The organism is Bradyrhizobium sp. 14AA (assembly GCF_054185205.1).
Genome location: NZ_JAVAYM010000013.1, coordinates 214,838 through 231,765, shown reverse-complemented (window position 1 = coordinate 231,765; position 16,928 = coordinate 214,838). Strand labels below are relative to the sequence as shown.

The window sequence follows — 16,928 nt, the reverse complement described above, 5'->3', positions numbered from 1 at the left end:
GGACGTCCTCCTCTCATGGGTATTGGAACGAAGCCGCCGTCGGCTGGGCCGACGGCGGGGTGTCATTCGGATTGTCGATGGCGGGCGGGCTATTCAGCCGCCTCACGGAACGGCTCGTCATCCGAGGTTTCGCCGTTGTCCTCATCGCCAGCGGCCGGATCCTCGACCTGGTCGTCGGTCTCGTCGGCGGCGGTGACGGCGTTCTTCGCCAGCCAAGCCAGTAAGTTGGCCTTGTCCGGAGCGAACAGCGCTGCCGGATGGACGAAGCGGCCTTCCTTGAAGTGCTCGACCAAAGCGGCGCGGGTCTCCTTCACCTTTTGGCGCGGGAGAACCGACGCGTCCTTGCACGAGCCTTCGAGCGCGGTGCGCGACAGGCACGACAGGAAGTCGTCGGTGCCCATGTTCGGCAGGAAGTTGTCCGCTCCGACCACCTCGCCGGCGACGCGCGCAACGATGCCACTGTCGGTGCGGTTTTCTCGGCACGAGAGAACCTCAACGAGGATCGAGCGCGCCGCAACGCGCAGTGTGTCCATGTCGAGGACGAGCTTGCCGTCCTGATCGAACAGCGTGGTGGCATGGCGCGCAATCCGGCGGTTGCCGTAATAGGTGCCACCGCTACCGGAATCGACCGAGACGTTCTGGCCGGCGAAGGCGAGGATCAACAGCGCCATCAGCGCGTCATCCTCGACGCGGGCGCGCGCCAGCGCCTCATGGAGGGCATCCGTTCGGAAGTCGCCGATGATTTCGACGCCCTTGCGCGTCACGTCGGGACGCGGCTTCGAGACCGCTGTGCTCTCGTCGGCAGCGTCAGGGCCGGTCGCCGTACCCTTGTTCTTCGAGTTCTTCGCCGCAGGCATACGGTAATGCACGCTCTGCACCCGGCCGTCACGGTCAAGATACATCGCCGTGCAATCCGCCTTCGACGGCTTGCCGTAGACGCGCTCCGCCTTCGGCGGCAGCTTGACCTCGCCCCAGTTCGTCGTCTCGGCAATGATGCCCTTCTTCGGCAGGTTGTCCGCCATCCACTCCTGCTGCGCGCCGAGGAACGCCTCGACATCTGTGGTATAGCGGCTGTCCTCGTCCGCCGGCGCGAACAGGTCCTCGACCCACTGGATGCCGTAGGCCTGGGCGAGGTCGTCACCGAAGCTGGCGTGACGAGCGTACATGCGGACCTTGGTCAGGGCCTGTGCCACGCTCCCCCACGACACCTGCGGATCCGCCTTGGAGGGCTTGTGCTTCTTCCAGACCTCCTTCTGCTCGTCGAGCGACGCCGAGGCGATGGTACGAAGCTGACGTTCGTCTGGCATGTCGCCCTTGGCCATGTGATCGAGCATGATGGGCAGCGCGTTTGCGAGCAGGCGGAGCTTCCTGATCTGCCGGACGGGCAGGGTCAATGCGACGCCGATTGCCTCTTCGGTCCACCCGAGCGCGACGAGGCGTTCGATCGCGCGCCACTGGTCGACGGGATTGAGCGCTTCGCGCGCGATGTTCTCGATCATCGAGCGCATGGCACCGTTGTCGTTCGCCGCCTCGTCGACGAGGACGTCGATCTCCTCGAGGCCGGCGGCGATCGCCTGCCTGACGCGGCGATGACCGGCATTGATGACATAGCCGTTGCCGCCGCCGGTCTCGGGCGTGATGACGGGCGGCTGGACGATGCCGACGGCCTTGATCGTCGCGAGCAGCAGGGCGTCGGCCTGCGGCGTTGACTTCGTCTGGCGCATGCGGTCGGGATTTTCGTTCAGCGCACGCGGATCAATCTTGATGAGTTGCATGGGATTTCTCCTGTTCGGGTTGGTGGACCGCGCCTTGCGGGCCCTTCCTCGTCTTCTTCCCGAAGACACCCCAGGCCCCGCGGAGCGGTCGGGCCGGCACAACTGCGGCCGAGCATCCCTGCCAGGTCGGACAAGCAGGGCTAGCAGCCCTGCGAAGGACGACGGGCTGGGATCGCGCAGGCGGCGGTTGAGCGTTAGCGTTGCCGGCCTGACCGCTCTGCGAGCGGGTCTTCCCTTCCTCCCTCATCACGCTGCGATTGCGCTCCCGCCCGTGCCTTCCACATCCATCGCAAGGGCTTTATCGATTTCCGCCAACTGCCGCCGCTTCTCGGCGAGATCGGCTGCGAATGCGAATTCGCCGTCCTCGCGCGACCGGTACGAAGCGAGCCGGCGACGTGCGTCGGCGAGACGCTGGCGATAGCGCTCCCGCTCGCCCTCGAAATCGTCAAATGCATGCTCAAGGCGAGAGATCGCGCCGAGCGGCGTCACCGTGACGGGCAACTCGATCTCATGCTGATCCCCGGTGCGGATCAGCATGGTGCCGTAGCGATAGCCGTCGCGGCCGTAACGCTCGCCGGAGTATTCGAGGTCGAACCCGCCGATCGTGGCGATTATGGTCTCGCCCTCCTGTTGGAGTTGCAGCAGGGTAAGGATTTCCTTCATCAGCGCGCGACCGGCCTCCTTGCGCTCGACATAGCGCTTGCCGGCCACGGTCGCGGCGAAGGCGTCGCCAACGGTGGGAACAAGGCGCTCGATATCCTTGCCGACCTCCGCGATCCGCCGCGTGCAAAACTCGATGTCGCGTTCCGCGTCCCGAATCTGTCGACGGACGGCGTGCTGGTCGTCGATATGAGCCGCGCGCAGGCGCTCGAGCCGGGCGATGTCGGCTTCGAGCCCGGCCTTTAGCATCAGCCGCTGGTCGCCGCTCGCGATCGCCTTGGCCATCGCGAACTGATTGGCCTGGCCTTCGCCGAGGTCCTCGAGCCGACGGATCGACGTGTCGCCGGAGAGCGCCGCGGCGATGAAGCGAGCCTTGCGCTCGTTATTCTGCCACATGCTCGCGTCGAGCGAGCCCTCGGTCGCATAGGCGAAGATGTCGATGACGTCGTGCTGGTTGCCCTGGCGCTCGATCCGGCCCTCGCGCTGCGCGATCTGCGACGGCAGCCACGGCACGTCGAGGTGATGGAGCGCCTTCAGCCTGAGCTGTGCGTTGACGCCGGTGCCCATAGTGTCGGAGGAGCCGATCAGGAAGCGGACCTTGCCCGCGCGCACATCGCCGAACAGGCGTTGCTTCGCCTCCGACCTCTTGAAGTCCTGCATGAAGGCGATCTCGGACGCGGGAACGCCCATGCGAATGAGCTCGTCTCTGATCCAGCGATAAGCCGAGAAGCCGCGCGTCTTCTCGACGCTGATCGTTCCGAGGTCGGAGAAGATCATCTGCGCGGCGCCCGGCAGCTCGTACGGCTTGCCGTCGGCGCGCACATAGCTGTGATCCGACGTCTCCTCCCAGATGCGGAAGGCGTTGGCGACGAGGAGATTCAGCTTGTTGTCCAGCTCATTGTCGTTCGACGGATCGACGAGGCGCAGGTCAATCGCCGCATGCCGCCCATCGGTGATGACCGAGAGCAAAATGTCGTCACCCGGCTCCGGCGGCCGGTCGCGCGTCTCGATCACCTTGATCCGCGCGTCGAGCAGGGCTTGGTAGCGCTTGAAGGCCGGCGTCGGCTTCGCCGTCAGGATCTGGCGCTTGCCCGTCGAGATCGCCGGGACCTTCACGTACTGCCGCAGGTCTTCCGGCATCACCACGTCGGCGAAGGACCGGAACATGGCGATTAGCTCGGGAACGTTCACGAAGGTGGCGAAGCGTGTGACCGGTTTGTACCTGCCGGACGGCTGGAGCTCGAGCTCCGTCGAGACATCGCCGAAAGTCGAGGCCCAAGCGTCGAACTCGTGGAGCTTGCGATCCAGAAGTGCGCCGTATCCGAGATAGCGCTGCACCGAGAACATCTCACCGAGCGTGTTGGTAATCGGCGTCCCGGAGGCGAGCACCAGCGCCCGCCCAGGGTTCTTGGTCTCGATGAAGCGCGACTTCACATAGAGGTCCCAGGCGCGCTGCGAGCCGTTGGGATCGACGCCCTTCAACGTCGACATATTGGTAGCGAAGGACAGCTTGCGAAACTCCTGCGCCTCGTCGACGATGATCTGGTCGACGCCGATCTCGGAGATCGTCAGGAGATCGTCCTTGCGCGTGGCCAGCGCTTCGAGCCGTTCCTTCAATCCCTCCTTCAGCCGCTCGAGCCGCTTGCGCGAGACGCGGTCGTCGCTTTCGACCTTGGTCAGGAGCTGCTCGTAGAGTTCGAGCTCATCCTGGATCATCTGCTGCTCGAACGCGGACGGAACGCCGATGAACCGGAAGGCCGAATGGATGATGATGATCGCATCCCATGTCGCTGTCGCGGCGCGCGACAGGAAGCGATGCCGCTTGTCTTTGGTGAAGTTGGTCTCATCGGCGACGAGGATGCGGGCGCCGGGATAGAGCGCCAGGAACTCGCGCGCCGCCTGCGCCAGGCAATGGCCGGGAACGACAAGCATGGCCTTGGCGATCAGGCCGAGACGGCGCTGCTCCATGATCGCGGCCGCCATCGTCATCGTCTTGCCGGCGCCGACGGCGTGGGCGAGATAGGTCGCGCCCGAGGAGATGATGCGCCATATACCGCGCTTCTGATGTTCGTAGAGAGCGAAAGCACCCGAGGCGCCCGGGAGCTTCAGATGCGAGCCGTCGAAGGCCCGCGGGACGATATTGTTGAAGCGGTCATTGTAGACCCGCGCCAGGCGGTCGGTCCGGTCCGGATCGGACCAGATCCAGTTCTGGAAGGCGGACTTGATCCTCGAGAGCTTCTCCTTCGCCGCCTCGGTGTCAACGACATTGAGGATCCGACGCTCGCTGTCGCCATCCTTGATAGTGTCGAAGATCTGCGGGACGGAGGAGTTGAGCGCATCAGAGAGAAGCTGCCCGGCGTGGCGCCGCTCCGTGCCCCATTCCGACGTGCCGGCGGCCATCCAGCCGAGCTGCCGGGCCTCCACGGTCCACGACGCCAGTTCCGGCATGTGGTGGATCCTGATCTCCGCGCCCATCGTCTCCTTGACGAAGGCGACGATGTCGGCGGCGGGAATCCACGGCGCGCCAAGGCGCGCGGTGATGTCCGAGGGCCGGAGGTCGGCAGGCTGCACCTTCCGCAGCGCGATCACGTTGCGCGCATAGGCGGGGTCGAGCTCAGCCGCCGCTTCCGCAATCTTCAGCTTGTCGCGCACAGCACCTGACAGATACGCGTCCGCCGTCTGCCACGAGCCGCCGCTGGGATCACGGAAGATGGCGCTGCCGAGCTCGGCGATGACGCCGTTCGCGTCGCGGTGCACGAGCTCCGCGATGTGGTCGGGGTCGACATGGCCGCGCTCGTTGAGAACGACGGCGAGAGCGTCGGCGGCGCTGGTGATGACGGGCGGCGCCGGCGGAGCAATCACCCGCTCGGTGAAGATCGGACCCGGCTTCGCCGTATCCGACTCGAGGTCGTAGTCTTCGATCGAGGCCACCAGCCAACAGTCCGGATCGTCCAGGAATGGCTGGAGGTTCGGCCTGCGGTGCGTTTCGCGGACCTCCCCAGTCTCATCGTCCTCCGCCGTCGACACGACGGTCGTGTTGATCGGCCCGAAAGCGCGGACGAAGTTCGACCAGGCGATGCGCAGCCTGACCTGCGCATCCTTCCACGGCCGGTCGAGCTCCTGGCACTTCAGCACCTCTCGCACCGCATCGCGGATTGGGATCAGCTTCTGGACGATTCGGACATGCTTTTCCGGAATGCCATCGGCGCTGCGGCCCTTGCGCACCGAGACAGCAACCGGCTTCCCGTCGAGGATCTGCATCAAGCCATGCCGGCTATCGAGGAGATAACTGCCCTCGCGCGCCGTGAGGCTCGCCGAGCTCTCCGACTTCGCCGGCTCGGCGTCGCACTCATCGTCAGGGTCGATCGCCTCCGGTTCGCCGTTATAGATTGCGGCCGGAAGGAGGGTGATCGCCTCGTCCAGCGCGGTCGCGGGGACCTCGCCGTCACTCGGCACACAGGTGTAGGTCTCGCCAAACGGGCCGGAGGTCAGCGCGTGCGCGCCGAGCACAAGGTGGCGATGGCACGCGAACCAGCGGTTGACGCGAATTGCGCCCTCGTCCTCGGTCGCCGGGCGCACCTCGTCGAGCTCGAGCCACGAGAGGTCGCCTTCGAGCTCGCCCTGCTTGCGCCGCCGGAAGAACAGGATGTCGACCACGACGTCGGTGCCGGCATCGGCGCGGAAGCTACCCTCCGGCAGACGGATGGCACTGAGGAGATCGGCGTGCTTCGCGATCAGCGCGCGCGCCGAGCCATCCGCCTTATCCATCGTGCCGTGCGACGTGACAAAGGCGGCGAGACCGCCCGGCTTCAGCAGCTTGATCGCCTTGACGATGAAGTAGTCGTGGAGCCGCAGACCGAGCGAGCGCAGCGTGCGGTCCGAGCGGACGGTGCGATCGGAGAAGGGCGGGTTGCCGATCACAAGGTCGAACCGCGTCGGCAGCTCGGTGCGCGCGAAATCGCCGGTGACGATCCGCGCCCGGGGCTGCAACAGCCGCGCGATGCGCGCCGTGACGGGATCGAGCTCGACGCCGGTGACCTGGGAGACTTCGCGGAGAACCGGCGGCATCAGCGCCGGAAACAAGCCGGTGCCGATGCCGGGCTCAAGCACGCGGCCGCCGCGCCAGCCGAGGCGCAGCAAACCCGCCCACATCGCCTGGACGATGAACTCCGGCGTGAAATGGGCATACTGCGTACAGCGTGCCAGCGAAGCGTAGTCAGCCTCATCGACCGCATCCTGCAGGTCGGCGCCGATCTCGTCCCAGCCCTTTGCGAATTCGGATTCGCCCGGTCGGCGGAAGACGCCATTGGCGAGCTCTGAGGCGCCGAAGCCGGTAAAGCGGATCAGTTGCCGCTGCTCCTCGGCGGTCGCGGGCCGTTGCGCGGCCTCGATCTGTGCGGCGAGCCGAACTGCGGCGATGCTGTCGCGGGCGCGCTGCTTCCAGCCCTTTGCGAGGCCGCGCTCGCCGGTAAGATAGAGGTTGTCGCCGCGCTTGGGGGGACCGTCATCGGAGCGCCGCGCCGATTCGATCGCCGGCCTTACCGAGGCCGGCGTCGACGGCGGTGGATCATGCTCATGGTCGTCGTCACCGCCGAAATCCGCAGCGAAGGCCGTGACGCCGAGGCCGAGGCTGGATGAAAGGGCGGTATTGCCGAAGAGGTCGAGGGTGAAAGGATCGTCATGCGACATGGGAAATGTCCTCCGGTTGGGCGCGCGCCGCCGTCCGCCGACGCGGGCTGCGATGGACTGCACGGGGATGCGGGGGTTGATGAGTGGGCCGGCGGCGGGCCGGGTTCTGAAATGCGACGCCCGGCGCGAGGCTGGGCTGCCGCGGGGCGGGCAGGGGAGGTCGGGCTAGGCCGCAACCGTCTCCGGCAGATGGCGGAACTGCACCGGCAGCTTGGCCGCGATCTCTGCCTCGGTGAGGTCGTCGAGCAGCTTCAGGACTGTGCCGCTCTGGCCGGCATAGACGAGCACGGTGCGGCGGCCGCGAATGGCCTGCGGCCAGCGCTCGCCGGCATAGCCGCGATAATCGTCATGCGTGCTCGACCAGATGTGCTCGAGCCGCTCGTCGCGCGTCATCGCGCGCAGGGGCCGTGACTCGCGCTCGATGATCGCAGCCTTCATGCGCTCCGGCGACAGTCGATCGGAAAGATCGCAATAGCCATGGAACCAGCGCCGCTTTCCGTCGATGGCAAGGGCGAAGAAGATGCTGGTGACGCTGCCCGTCATGAATTCGCGCATCGCGAACATGTCAGCGCGCATGAACAGCGGCGGCAGGATCTCGAGCATGTAGTCGTGCTCCCGATCGTTGATCTCGAACCACTCGCCGGCGAAGAGATGTTGACCTTCACCTTCGGCCATCGCCGGGTCACCACGATGGCGGTTGAACAAGCGGTGCATTTCGTGGCGCGTCGCAACGCCTTCGAAGACTTTGCGGATGCTGGGGGAGGTGTGCATGGGCGGCTCCTCTTGGCCTGGCCGGACTGACAGCGCGAGCGATCCGCCTGATCCCTTCGTCACTTCAGTCCTTCATCACACCTCCTCGTCGGCCGCATCGCAGGACCGGCGGGTCAAGGGCCGCGGAACGCGGGCGAAGCTTCACCCTTGACGCGCCGGCCGGGCATGCGGCAGCGCCTCATTTCATTTCCCCTCCGTCATTGTTCGATCTCCCTTTCCCTTCGCTCAATGCCGAGGGATAGGGATCCACTCGTGCGGAGGCCTTGGGCCGGCGTCACCACGCAGCGTGTGCGTCACTCTCGCGCGCTACCTCAAGAGGTCGCGTCAGGCCGTTAAATCCTCATTCCAGTCGCCCGCGCAGGGCCGCAATCGGTCATACCGCGCACTTGCGTCCGCCGCGATGGCGCGAACACGGTCGGCGTAGATGTCGCCTTGCCGATTGTTGTCGGTCGCCGCCACGAGCCAAGCGTTGGCACGCTTGGCCAGCCGACGCATGGCGACATCAGTTGCGGGCGACCAACCGCCGCCGGTGCTGACATAAAGGGTGTCAGCACGCGCGACCTCGATCGCGGCGAGGCTCATTGCATCGATGGCCGCCTCGGTGATGCAGATCCGCTCGGCCTCGTCCGACCCGAAGCGAAAGAGCTCCTTGGCGCCTTCCGTGGCGAAGCCCCGCCATGCCGGTCCACGTTCCTCCCAACCTGTAAGCGCTCCAGCGGAATCGCTATGCGCCGCCCACATGCTGCCTTGGGGGCCCTCTCGCAACCGATCGCTCGCGACCGCCTGATTCACGATGTCGGTTGGCAGCCGGCGCTCGCCGGTGAGATACCGCCAGGCTGGTGAGCCGAGACGCGGCTTGACGCGATGTCCCCACCGCTCTGTTACGGACGCAAGGGCCTTGCGCCTTGCCGGGCGCTGCCACGCAGGTGCAGCCGGGACGAAGCCAACCACATCCGCAACACGGTCATATGCCTCGACGAAACCGTCGGCGCCGAGGTGTTCGGCGAGCGAAAACACGTCCCCTTTCGCCGGCGACAACGGATCGAACCAGCCGCGGCCTTGGTGGATGACAATGACGATGCTGCTGTCGCGGCGATATTTGATCGCCCGCCGGGTGCTTTCCTTGACGTCGACTTTCCAGCCGTCCTTCTCCAGCAGAGCAGCGCAGCCAACCTTGTCGCGCAGCTCTTCAATTTCTCTCTTGTCCATTTGTCTGCACCGGGGTCGCGCAAGCGACGTCCAGCCCTTCTTCTGTTGGTCTCACTTGTTCCTGGTCTTGCGGCACCTCCCCGACCGGCCGCGAAGCCTGCCGAATGCAAGGGCGCGCTGACCAACCGTCAGTCGCCGCATCGTCGGCGCGGCGAAGCCTCCCTTGCAGCCGGCAGGGCGCCAGCGGCAGCCGGTTACCCGGCTCAATGAGCCGGGCACCAGGGGTCGTATTCATGGACGATGGCGTCCTGATCGCCGTCGTATTCGCTGGAGACCATCACGCCGAATTCGTTCTCAGTCTGGAAAAGGATGACGGGCACCATCAGCGTGCGGGCCAGATCGAAGGCGTGGTTCTGAGCGAGGGTGAGATTGTGCGACATGAAGGGCTCCCGTCTTGCGGCGGGGACCATCCCCGCTCGACAGGCGCCGACGTGTTCAGGGGCGGCTGCGGTCACCTCGGAGGCGAAGCCGGAGAGGTCGCACGCTTGCGTAGCGAACCCCTTGTGGGTTGATCGTAGAAGGCCGCACCAGAACCAAGGAAAGCCCATTCGAGAGCGGGTTGGTCCTCCACCGGGAGCATGTGAGCCGAAACGCACATGGTTCGTTCCGCGGATGCAGTGCCGGTCTAATTGAGCGCGAGAACAGCCGCCGTCCTTTTTGTCCGAAGCGAAAGTCGATTTGCCCCCCGGCGGTTGCTCCGCGCAATTTTCGCGTCCGTTCGATGTCCTCGAGGCCATAGGCGATCGCTTGCATTTGGGAGTTCGGGTCCGACGCTTATGCGTGGGAGCTTCCGACAGACCCAGCAGCTGGCTTGTTCGGGGACTTGGGCAGCTTCGCGTCAGGGATGGCAGCCCGTAAGGGCGAAGACCCGCTCGCGGGCTTCAGCGCAGCCAACAGCCCGGCCCGTAGGGTGACGCCCATCTTCTTCGCAGTCAGAGGCGCACAACAGCCGACATATTTTCCGAGACCTCTCGCTGAACACCCTCAATGGCTTTCATCACCGGTATTAAACTTCTGAATCGAGAGCCCTGATCGATTCGATAAGTTAATTGGACAGCGGTTTCGACAGTTGCGATTCTTGCGCATGTCCGAAATCACGGTGCCCTACCTTGTGCTCCAACGGTGCGATCCGGCCTGCAATATGGCCAGATTCTACGTCCTCACGATCGAACCGACTCTGTTCGGTGACACAGCGTTGGTGCGCGAATGGGGGCGTCTCGGCCAACGCGGCCGCCGGCGGATGGATCTGTTTGCTGGGAGGGTCCAGGCCGTAGAAGCACTCGAGGCTTGGCTTGTCCGCAAAACACGCCGTGGTTATGTGCCAAAGACGCCCGCGCCTTGAATGCGACCGCCCAACCTATCATCCTGATTGAAACGTCGATCTTTTGCGCATCACGGGAGCAATCCCTGCCGAAACGCAAGCGCCACAGCATGCGGGAGCGTTAATGCAGCAAGATTTCGCCTGGCATTGTCCAGATGAAACTTCACGCCGCTTAAAGAAACACCAAGGATGTCCGCGATGTCCTGCATCGTCTTGCCGTCGGAGATCCATGCAAGACACTGCCGCTCGCGCTGAGTCAGCGAGCTCACCTGCTGTCCGTTTGCAGGCGTGCATCCAACTCTGGCGGCGCTCACATGCGCATGGTAGATGAGACCCATCCTTTCCAGCATGTCCTCCGAGCTCTCGATGAAGCGATCGAGTCCAAGGCTGCGCTCGTCTACGGCCAGCGTAAACGCCGCGAACTGGTTCTGACTCGAGGGAATGCGAACCGTCAGGCCAGTCCTGATCTTGAAGCTGAGTGCATCGTCAAACAGACGGCGCTCTTTCGGCGACTTAGCGCTTCGTGCCTCGCGTCCATCCCACAGGAATACCCGGCTCGTGTTTCGCGGTTCCTGAAGAACGGGGTCGATGTTGTGATATCCTTCCCGAAAATAGTGGCTGGTCCAACTCTTCGGATAGGATGAGATCAGATTAGGTCGACGCGCGCGCTGGCCAAAATAGGCAAACCACCGGAACCCCAATGCATGCGCGGCTCGCTCCGCGACACGCCGAAAATCATCTTCCGTATGGGCCGAGTGAAGACAATCGACAAACTCATCGCATGCTCTTTTGACATCTTTCATTGCGCCACTTCAGTCACTCTTTAGTTCCCACAACGCGAACAATCCGACGATTCGCGTTCCACGTGCAGCCGTGTATTGCGAGGTTGCGGCAGCTTTGCGGCACGAGCAATTCGATGCCGCCCTCTCAGAACTACAGCGACAGCCGCGAACATACAGACAGAGGAGGAACACTCTCTGACCGAGTCGCCGAAAGCAACAATTTTTCTCCATTTATAGAAGTGAAGGAATTCCATTCCCTGGGCCGTGAGACTCCGCGCGTCTCGAGTTTATAGAGCTTCCAAAATGCGCGCGGATAACCGCGCCTTGCGAATACGGCTCGCGACCCAACAGATCCATTCGCCCTGTCAGAACTGACAGCGCAACGCCGCGACGGTGGCTGCTTTCTTTGATCTCGAAGCTGTGATTCGTAAGTTTGAGGTTAAGAATGAAGGTCATTGTGCGTAGCCGTGCGGCACTTCTGCACGACTCCGAACTAACGCAGGGAATGCATCGCCTGCGAGGGCGCGTGTTCAAGGATCGGCTCGACTGGGAGGTCTCTGTTTCCGACGGATTGGAGATCGATCAGTACGACACTTTCAGGCCGACTTATCTCTTGGTACTTGAGCAGAGCGACGTTGTTGGCTGTGTTCGCCTGCTGCCGACCACTGGGCGCAACATGCTCGCCGATACGTTCCCGGTGTTGCTGGACGGCAACGCGGCGCCGAAGTCTGCCAGGATCTGGGAGAGCTCGCGCTTCTGCGTTGACACAAAGACCGTTGCTGCAACGGCAGAGAGCGGTCTGCACAAGGCGACGTTCCTGCTGTTTGCAGCCATGATCGAGTGGGGGCAGCAGCGCGATCTCCAGGCCATCGCGACCGTCACCGATCTGCGCATGGAGCGCATCCTGCGCCGGGCCGGATGGCGGCTCGATCGCCTCGGCATGCCTCGCCAGATCGGCTCGACCAAAGCCGTCGCCGGTCTGTTGCCGATTACCGAGGAGGCCCTCGGCGCGATCCGAGCCGCCGGGCAAATCTCAAAGCGCGCGATTGATGCGTCATTAAGCCTGTCGCTCGCGGCATAGCTTCGAACTCAGCACCTCAAAAAGGCTCTCAACCATGGATCCTGCTGCATTCGCGGCTTTGGTCGAGCGATGCGCGCCGACGGCAATGTTTCGGCCGCTGACCACAATCGTGCGGCAGGCGAGCTCGTTCGAGCCGCTGCTCATCACGATTCGGGGACGCAAACCAATTCCGATTCAGGCCACAGATCGTGACGAAGCCATCCAGCTCGCGACCGAGGCCATCGCCAACGGCCAGCAGGTCCGAACAGGCCTTTCTCAACTTGATGCTGAGGAAACAAAGAAGGCCGGGCTGACGGCTACCACCACGTTTGATGCGTGCCAGCACATTGCTGGCCTTGGCAGATTGTTCGATGCGCGACTGCAAGCGGCGAGCTTGAAAAGCGCAGATCGCGACCAGGCGATTGCCAAGGTTGTCGCGAGCTTCGCGTCCACGGCGCCCAGCCAAGCATACGAGCCTCGCGCCCAGCCGATGGCGACCACCGGTCACGATCGCCCCACCAGCGATACGACAATCAATCCGCCCGCACCTTCTGCCGGCGAGCGCCGGCCCTGGGACGTCTATCGCTCGGGACTAGGCACGTCAGCCTTCGTCTACGAACGATGAAGAACGCCCTCTTTTCCTCTCAACTCAATACGCGGTCCGGGCGGGGGTCCGGCTGCAGTACCAATCGGAGCCGAGCCATGACCTCTCCTCTTAAACACTCCGCTGCCCTCTTTTGCATGGGGGCCGTTCTCAGCATTGCTTTGGTGGAACCGGCGCTGGCGCAGACCGCGAACATAGAAGGCGTGCTGCAGAACATCGTCAACATGCTGACCGGCAACGTTGCACGCCTGCTGGCGACACTCGCGGTCATCATCGTCGGCATCGCCTGGATGTTCGGCTATCTGGATCTGCGCAAGGCGGCCTATGTCGTGCTCGGCGTCGCCATCACGTTTGGCGCCTCCGAGGTGGTCTCGACCTTGACCGGAGGTCATTGATGGTCGAGGCCGCGCGTCTCACGGAGGACACCTTGTTCCTCGCCTGCACGCGGCCCGCCATGGTTGCCGGCGTCACCATGGAAGCCATGGCGCTCAACGTCATGTTCTCCTGCATCCTGTTCCTGGCGGCTGGGAGCATCGTCTACGGCCTGGTCGCGATTCCGATCCATGGTCTTTGCCGCATCATCTGCCGGCACGATCCCAACATGTTTCGGATTCTGCTCGCCTGGATCGAAACCCGCGGGCGCGCGCGCAACGCCGCATTCTGGGGCGGCTCGTCCTGCACGCCGCTCAAACTCATGCGGCGATATCGAACAAGGGACCTCGGTTATGCGTAATAGGGGGCTTAAGATCCGGGAGATCGAGCCCGATGTCTACCTGCCGTTTGGCCGGCATGTCACCGACACGGTGATCAGTCTTACAACACGAGCTCTGCTGACGGTGATCCGGATTGACGGCACCTCGTTCGAGACTGCCGAAACATCGGATCTGAACGACCTTCATGGCAAGCTGAATCTGACCCTGCGCAATGTTGCAGACCCGCAGCTCGCGCTCTGGAGCCACCTGGTGCGCCGCCGGACGTCAGTCTATCCGGACGGCACCTTCCGGTCGGCTTTCGCAGCTGCGCTTGACGCACAATATCGCGAACGACTTTGTAAGGAAGCGCTGTTTCGCAACGATCTCTATCTGACCGTTGTTTGTCACCCCGGCCGCGCGGCCACGGATACGGCCGCCGCGTTCTTTCGGCGGCTTGGCCGAAGCGTAGGGAATTCCGCCGAGGTCGACAGCGCGGCCCTGAAGCGGCTTGACGATGCAACGCGGGACATCGTCGCCGCCCTCGACCGTTACGGCGCCCGCACGGTCGGACTGGTCGAGCGCGACGGCATCGCCTTCTCAGAGCCGATGGAATTGCTCCACGCACTCGCCTCCGGGGAATGGATGGCGATGCCATTGCCGCAAGGGCCGATCGGTCCTGCGCTCTATTCCAATCGCGTCATCTTCGGCCGCGAAGCCCTCGAGATCCGCGGGGCCGGTGGATCGCGATTCGCTGGAATGTTCGGGCTGAAGGAATATCCGGCGTCCACGCGGCCTGGCCTGTTGAACGCGCTGCTTTCGGCGCCGTTTGAGCTCATCGTCACGCAATCATTCGCGTTTCTGGCAAAGGCGGACGCCAAAACGGTGCTGACGCGCAAGCAGAACCAACTGGTCTCGGCCCAGGACCCGGCCGCCTCACAGATCGACGAGCTCTCTGACGCGCTCGACGACCTCGAATCCAACCGGTTCGTGCTTGGAGACCATCACCTCTCGCTCCTGGTCTACGCCGATACGCCGTCCCAGCTGCAGGATCACATGAGCGTGGCCCGGCGCGCACTGGCCGATGCGGGTGCCGTGGTCGCCCGGGAAGATCTCGGACTTGAAGCCGCCTATTGGGCGCAGCTTCCCGGGCTTTTCAAATACCGGGCACGCACCGGTGCGATCAACTCGCGGAATTTCGCGGCGTTCTCTCCGTTCCACACCTATCCGACCGGACAGCCTACGGGCAACCATTGGGGTCCGGCGGTGGCGATGCTCAAGACGGCGTCCGGCTCGCCCTTCTATTTTTCCTTTCATCATGGCGACCTCGGCAACACCTTTATCTGCGGCCCCTCGGGGTCCGGCAAGACCGTCGTGCAGAACTTCCTGCTATCTCAAGCCGAGCGGCTCGGTGCGTCCTATGTTTTCTTCGACAAGGACCGTGGCGCCGAGATTTTCGTGCGCGCTGCCGGTGGCACCTATCTGACGCTCCACAATGGCGCCCCGACCGGGTGCGCACCGCTCAAGGCACTGGAGCTGACGCCAGCAAACCTTTCCTTCCTGGGCGAACTTGTCCGGAAACTCGTCACGCCGGACGACCGCCCGCTGACCGTGATCGAGGAGGAACGGATCGATTACGGACTGCGAGCGCTCGGTCAGCTACGGCAATCAGAGCGATCGTTCGGCACGCTGCGGGCCTTTCTCGGCCAGCAGGATCGCGAGGGCATCGGCGCGCGGCTCGAGCGATGGTGCCGGGGCGCTCCTTTCGGCTGGGTGCTCGATGGCGATCAGGATGCGATCGGTCTCGATGCCCGGTTCGTTGGTTTCGACATGACCGACCTCCTGGATCATCCTACGGTGCGCACGCCGCTGATGATGTATCTGTTCCATCGCGTGGAGCGGTTGATCGACGGCCGGCGCCTGATTATCGACATCGACGAGTTCTGGAAAGCGCTTGGCGACGAGGCGTTCCGGGATCTCGCCAACAACAAGCTGAAAACCATCCGCAAGCAGAACGGCGTCATGGTGTTCGGGACGCAGTCGCCGCGCGACGCGCTGGCCTCGTCGATCGCGCACACCATTGTCGAACAATGCCCTACCCAGATCTTTCTGCCGAACGCGCGGGGGACGCGCTCGGACTATGTCGATGGCTTCCATCTGACCGACACAGAATTCCGCCTGATCAAGGAGGAGCTCGCTCCTGAAAGCCGGCGGTTCCTGGTCAAGCAAGGCCACAACTCGGTGGTGGCGGAACTTGACCTTGGCGGCTTCGACGATGCGCTCGCCGTCTTGTCGGGACGCACGGAAACCGTGGAGCTGCTCGACCGCATTCGTAAGCAGGTCGGCGACGACCCCGCGCAATGGCTGCCGGTATTTCATGCGGAGCGGAGGAAAGCGCAATGACGGTTCAGCGTAAGCCGGCGATTCTCGCCTGCCTGTCAGTCATGGCGCTCCTGATGGTCTCTCCCGCCGCGGGGGAGATCGTATTCGATCCGAGCGTGTATGCGCGGCAGTTTGAGCAGCTGACTGAGCTGAAGAAGCAGGTCGACACACTAACGTCGCAGCTCAAGGTCGCGCAGGATCAATTGAGCCAGGCCAAGCAGCTCTATGACAGCTTCAACAAGCGAACTAACGCCAACGACATCGGCGCGCTCCTGAACACGCCACAGTTCCGGAAAGTCTTGCCCCAACAGTTCTCGGACATCGAACGTCTCGTCGCGGGGCAGGGTGGCGGCAATTTTGCCGAGGCCATCAACCACTATCTTTCGCAGAACCGGGCCTATGCCGGCAACAGCGGCAATTCGTACTACCAGAGTGAGCTTGACCGGATCGCCCGGCAGACCGGCGCGAAGCACTCGCTCGGCCAAGCGGTCTATGACACGGCCTCCCAGCGCATCGATGCACTCGAGGAGCTCAGATCCCGCATCAGCTCGGCGACTGACGCCAAGGAGGTTCTCGATCTCTCAGCACGGCTGCAGGCCGAACAGGCGCTGCTGCAGAACGACGTGCTTCGGATGCAGGGCCTGGCGATGGTCCAGCAGGCCCGCATGGACATGGATGGACAGCGCGAGCGGGAGAAACAGCGACAATTGGTCGATGAAATCAAGGCAGCCCTGCAATGAAAACGATGAATTCTATTCTGGTATTGCTCGCCGCAACAATCAGCCTCACGGGCTGCAACGAGACCGACGCCAGCCGTCCGACGAAAACAGTCGGCTGGTTTTTCGAGCATCGCGACGAGCTTGCGGTGGCTCTCAAGGCGTGCCGCGATAACCCAGGCGAACTCGCAAAGACGCCAAATTGCGTCAATGCCAATGAGGCCCGCAACAAGGTCACCGTCCAAGAAATGAAAGACGCCCTGAAATAAG

The 16,928-nt window shown here is 63.6% G+C and carries 14 protein-coding genes; 8 read left to right on the top strand and 6 right to left on the bottom strand.

All coding sequences use genetic code 11. The annotated features are described in order from the left end of the window. Positions 1-89: 89 nt before the first annotated feature. From RAD15_RS23895 to RAD15_RS23875, 5 genes are all read right to left on the bottom strand, one after another. The gene (locus RAD15_RS23895) at positions 90-1,775 is read right to left on the bottom strand and encodes a ParB/RepB/Spo0J family partition protein (RefSeq protein WP_458180646.1); all 1,686 of its coding nucleotides are present in this window, start codon (positions 1,773-1,775) and stop codon (positions 90-92) included. 246 nt (positions 1,776-2,021) lie between these two features. Then, positions 2,022-7,124, bottom strand: coding sequence for an Eco57I restriction-modification methylase domain-containing protein (locus RAD15_RS23890; protein ID WP_458180645.1), 5,103 nt, complete (start codon positions 7,122-7,124; stop codon positions 2,022-2,024). A 165-nt stretch (positions 7,125-7,289) separates the two neighbouring features. Further along, positions 7,290-7,895: a DUF1419 domain-containing protein gene (locus RAD15_RS23885; protein ID WP_407194581.1), complete on the bottom strand. Its 606-nt coding sequence runs from the start codon at positions 7,893-7,895 to the stop codon at positions 7,290-7,292. A 324-nt stretch (positions 7,896-8,219) separates the two neighbouring features. Then, the gene (locus RAD15_RS23880) at positions 8,220-9,104 is read right to left on the bottom strand and encodes a DUF3991 and toprim domain-containing protein (protein ID WP_458180644.1); all 885 of its coding nucleotides are present in this window, start codon (positions 9,102-9,104) and stop codon (positions 8,220-8,222) included. Positions 9,105-9,307: 203 nt separating this feature from the next. Further along, positions 9,308-9,484: a hypothetical protein gene (locus RAD15_RS23875; RefSeq protein ID WP_165421579.1), complete on the bottom strand. Its 177-nt coding sequence runs from the start codon at positions 9,482-9,484 to the stop codon at positions 9,308-9,310. Positions 9,485-10,188: 704 nt separating this feature from the next. On the opposite strand from RAD15_RS23875, the gene RAD15_RS23870 reads away from it, so the two are divergent. Continuing rightward, entirely contained in the window at positions 10,189-10,446 is a 258-nt protein-coding gene (locus tag RAD15_RS23870) for a WGR domain-containing protein (protein WP_458180643.1), read from the top strand. 50 nt (positions 10,447-10,496) lie between these two features. Here the strand turns inward: RAD15_RS23870 and RAD15_RS23865 are convergent, their stop codons facing one another. Then, positions 10,497-11,228, bottom strand: a complete 732-nt coding sequence (locus RAD15_RS23865) for an autoinducer binding domain-containing protein (protein ID WP_458180641.1) — start codon at positions 11,226-11,228, stop codon at positions 10,497-10,499. Positions 11,229-11,652: 424 nt separating this feature from the next. Between RAD15_RS23865 and RAD15_RS23860 the strand changes: the two genes are divergently transcribed. From RAD15_RS23860 to RAD15_RS23830, 7 genes are all read left to right on the top strand, one after another. Then, entirely contained in the window at positions 11,653-12,288 is a 636-nt protein-coding gene (locus RAD15_RS23860) for an acyl-homoserine-lactone synthase (RefSeq protein WP_458180640.1), read from the top strand. Positions 12,289-12,322: 34 nt separating this feature from the next. Further along, positions 12,323-12,892 (top strand): type IV secretion protein, encoded by a 570-nt coding sequence (locus RAD15_RS23855; RefSeq protein ID WP_458180639.1) that lies wholly within the window; start codon positions 12,323-12,325, stop codon positions 12,890-12,892. 77 nt (positions 12,893-12,969) lie between these two features. After that, positions 12,970-13,266: a TrbC/VirB2 family protein gene (locus RAD15_RS23850; RefSeq protein WP_028337795.1), complete on the top strand. Its 297-nt coding sequence runs from the start codon at positions 12,970-12,972 to the stop codon at positions 13,264-13,266. Further along, positions 13,266-13,604: a type IV secretion system protein VirB3 gene (locus RAD15_RS23845; protein ID WP_458180638.1), complete on the top strand. Its 339-nt coding sequence runs from the start codon at positions 13,266-13,268 to the stop codon at positions 13,602-13,604. The genes RAD15_RS23850 and RAD15_RS23845 overlap by 1 nt, the downstream gene beginning before the upstream one ends. Beyond that, a complete protein-coding gene (locus tag RAD15_RS23840; RefSeq protein ID WP_458180670.1) occupies positions 13,597-15,963 on the top strand; it encodes a VirB4 family type IV secretion/conjugal transfer ATPase in 2,367 nt (788 codons plus the stop codon). Before RAD15_RS23845 ends, RAD15_RS23840 begins: the two co-directional genes overlap by 8 nt. Further along, positions 15,921-16,682, top strand: a complete 762-nt coding sequence (gene virB5 / locus RAD15_RS23835; protein WP_458180637.1) for a P-type DNA transfer protein VirB5 — start codon at positions 15,921-15,923, stop codon at positions 16,680-16,682. The genes RAD15_RS23840 and virB5 overlap by 43 nt, the downstream gene beginning before the upstream one ends. Then, complete coding sequence (locus tag RAD15_RS23830; protein WP_458180636.1) at positions 16,679-16,927, top strand: EexN family lipoprotein; 249 nt, start codon at positions 16,679-16,681, stop codon at positions 16,925-16,927. The genes virB5 and RAD15_RS23830 overlap by 4 nt, the downstream gene beginning before the upstream one ends. The last annotated feature ends 1 nt before the right edge of the window (position 16,928 follow it).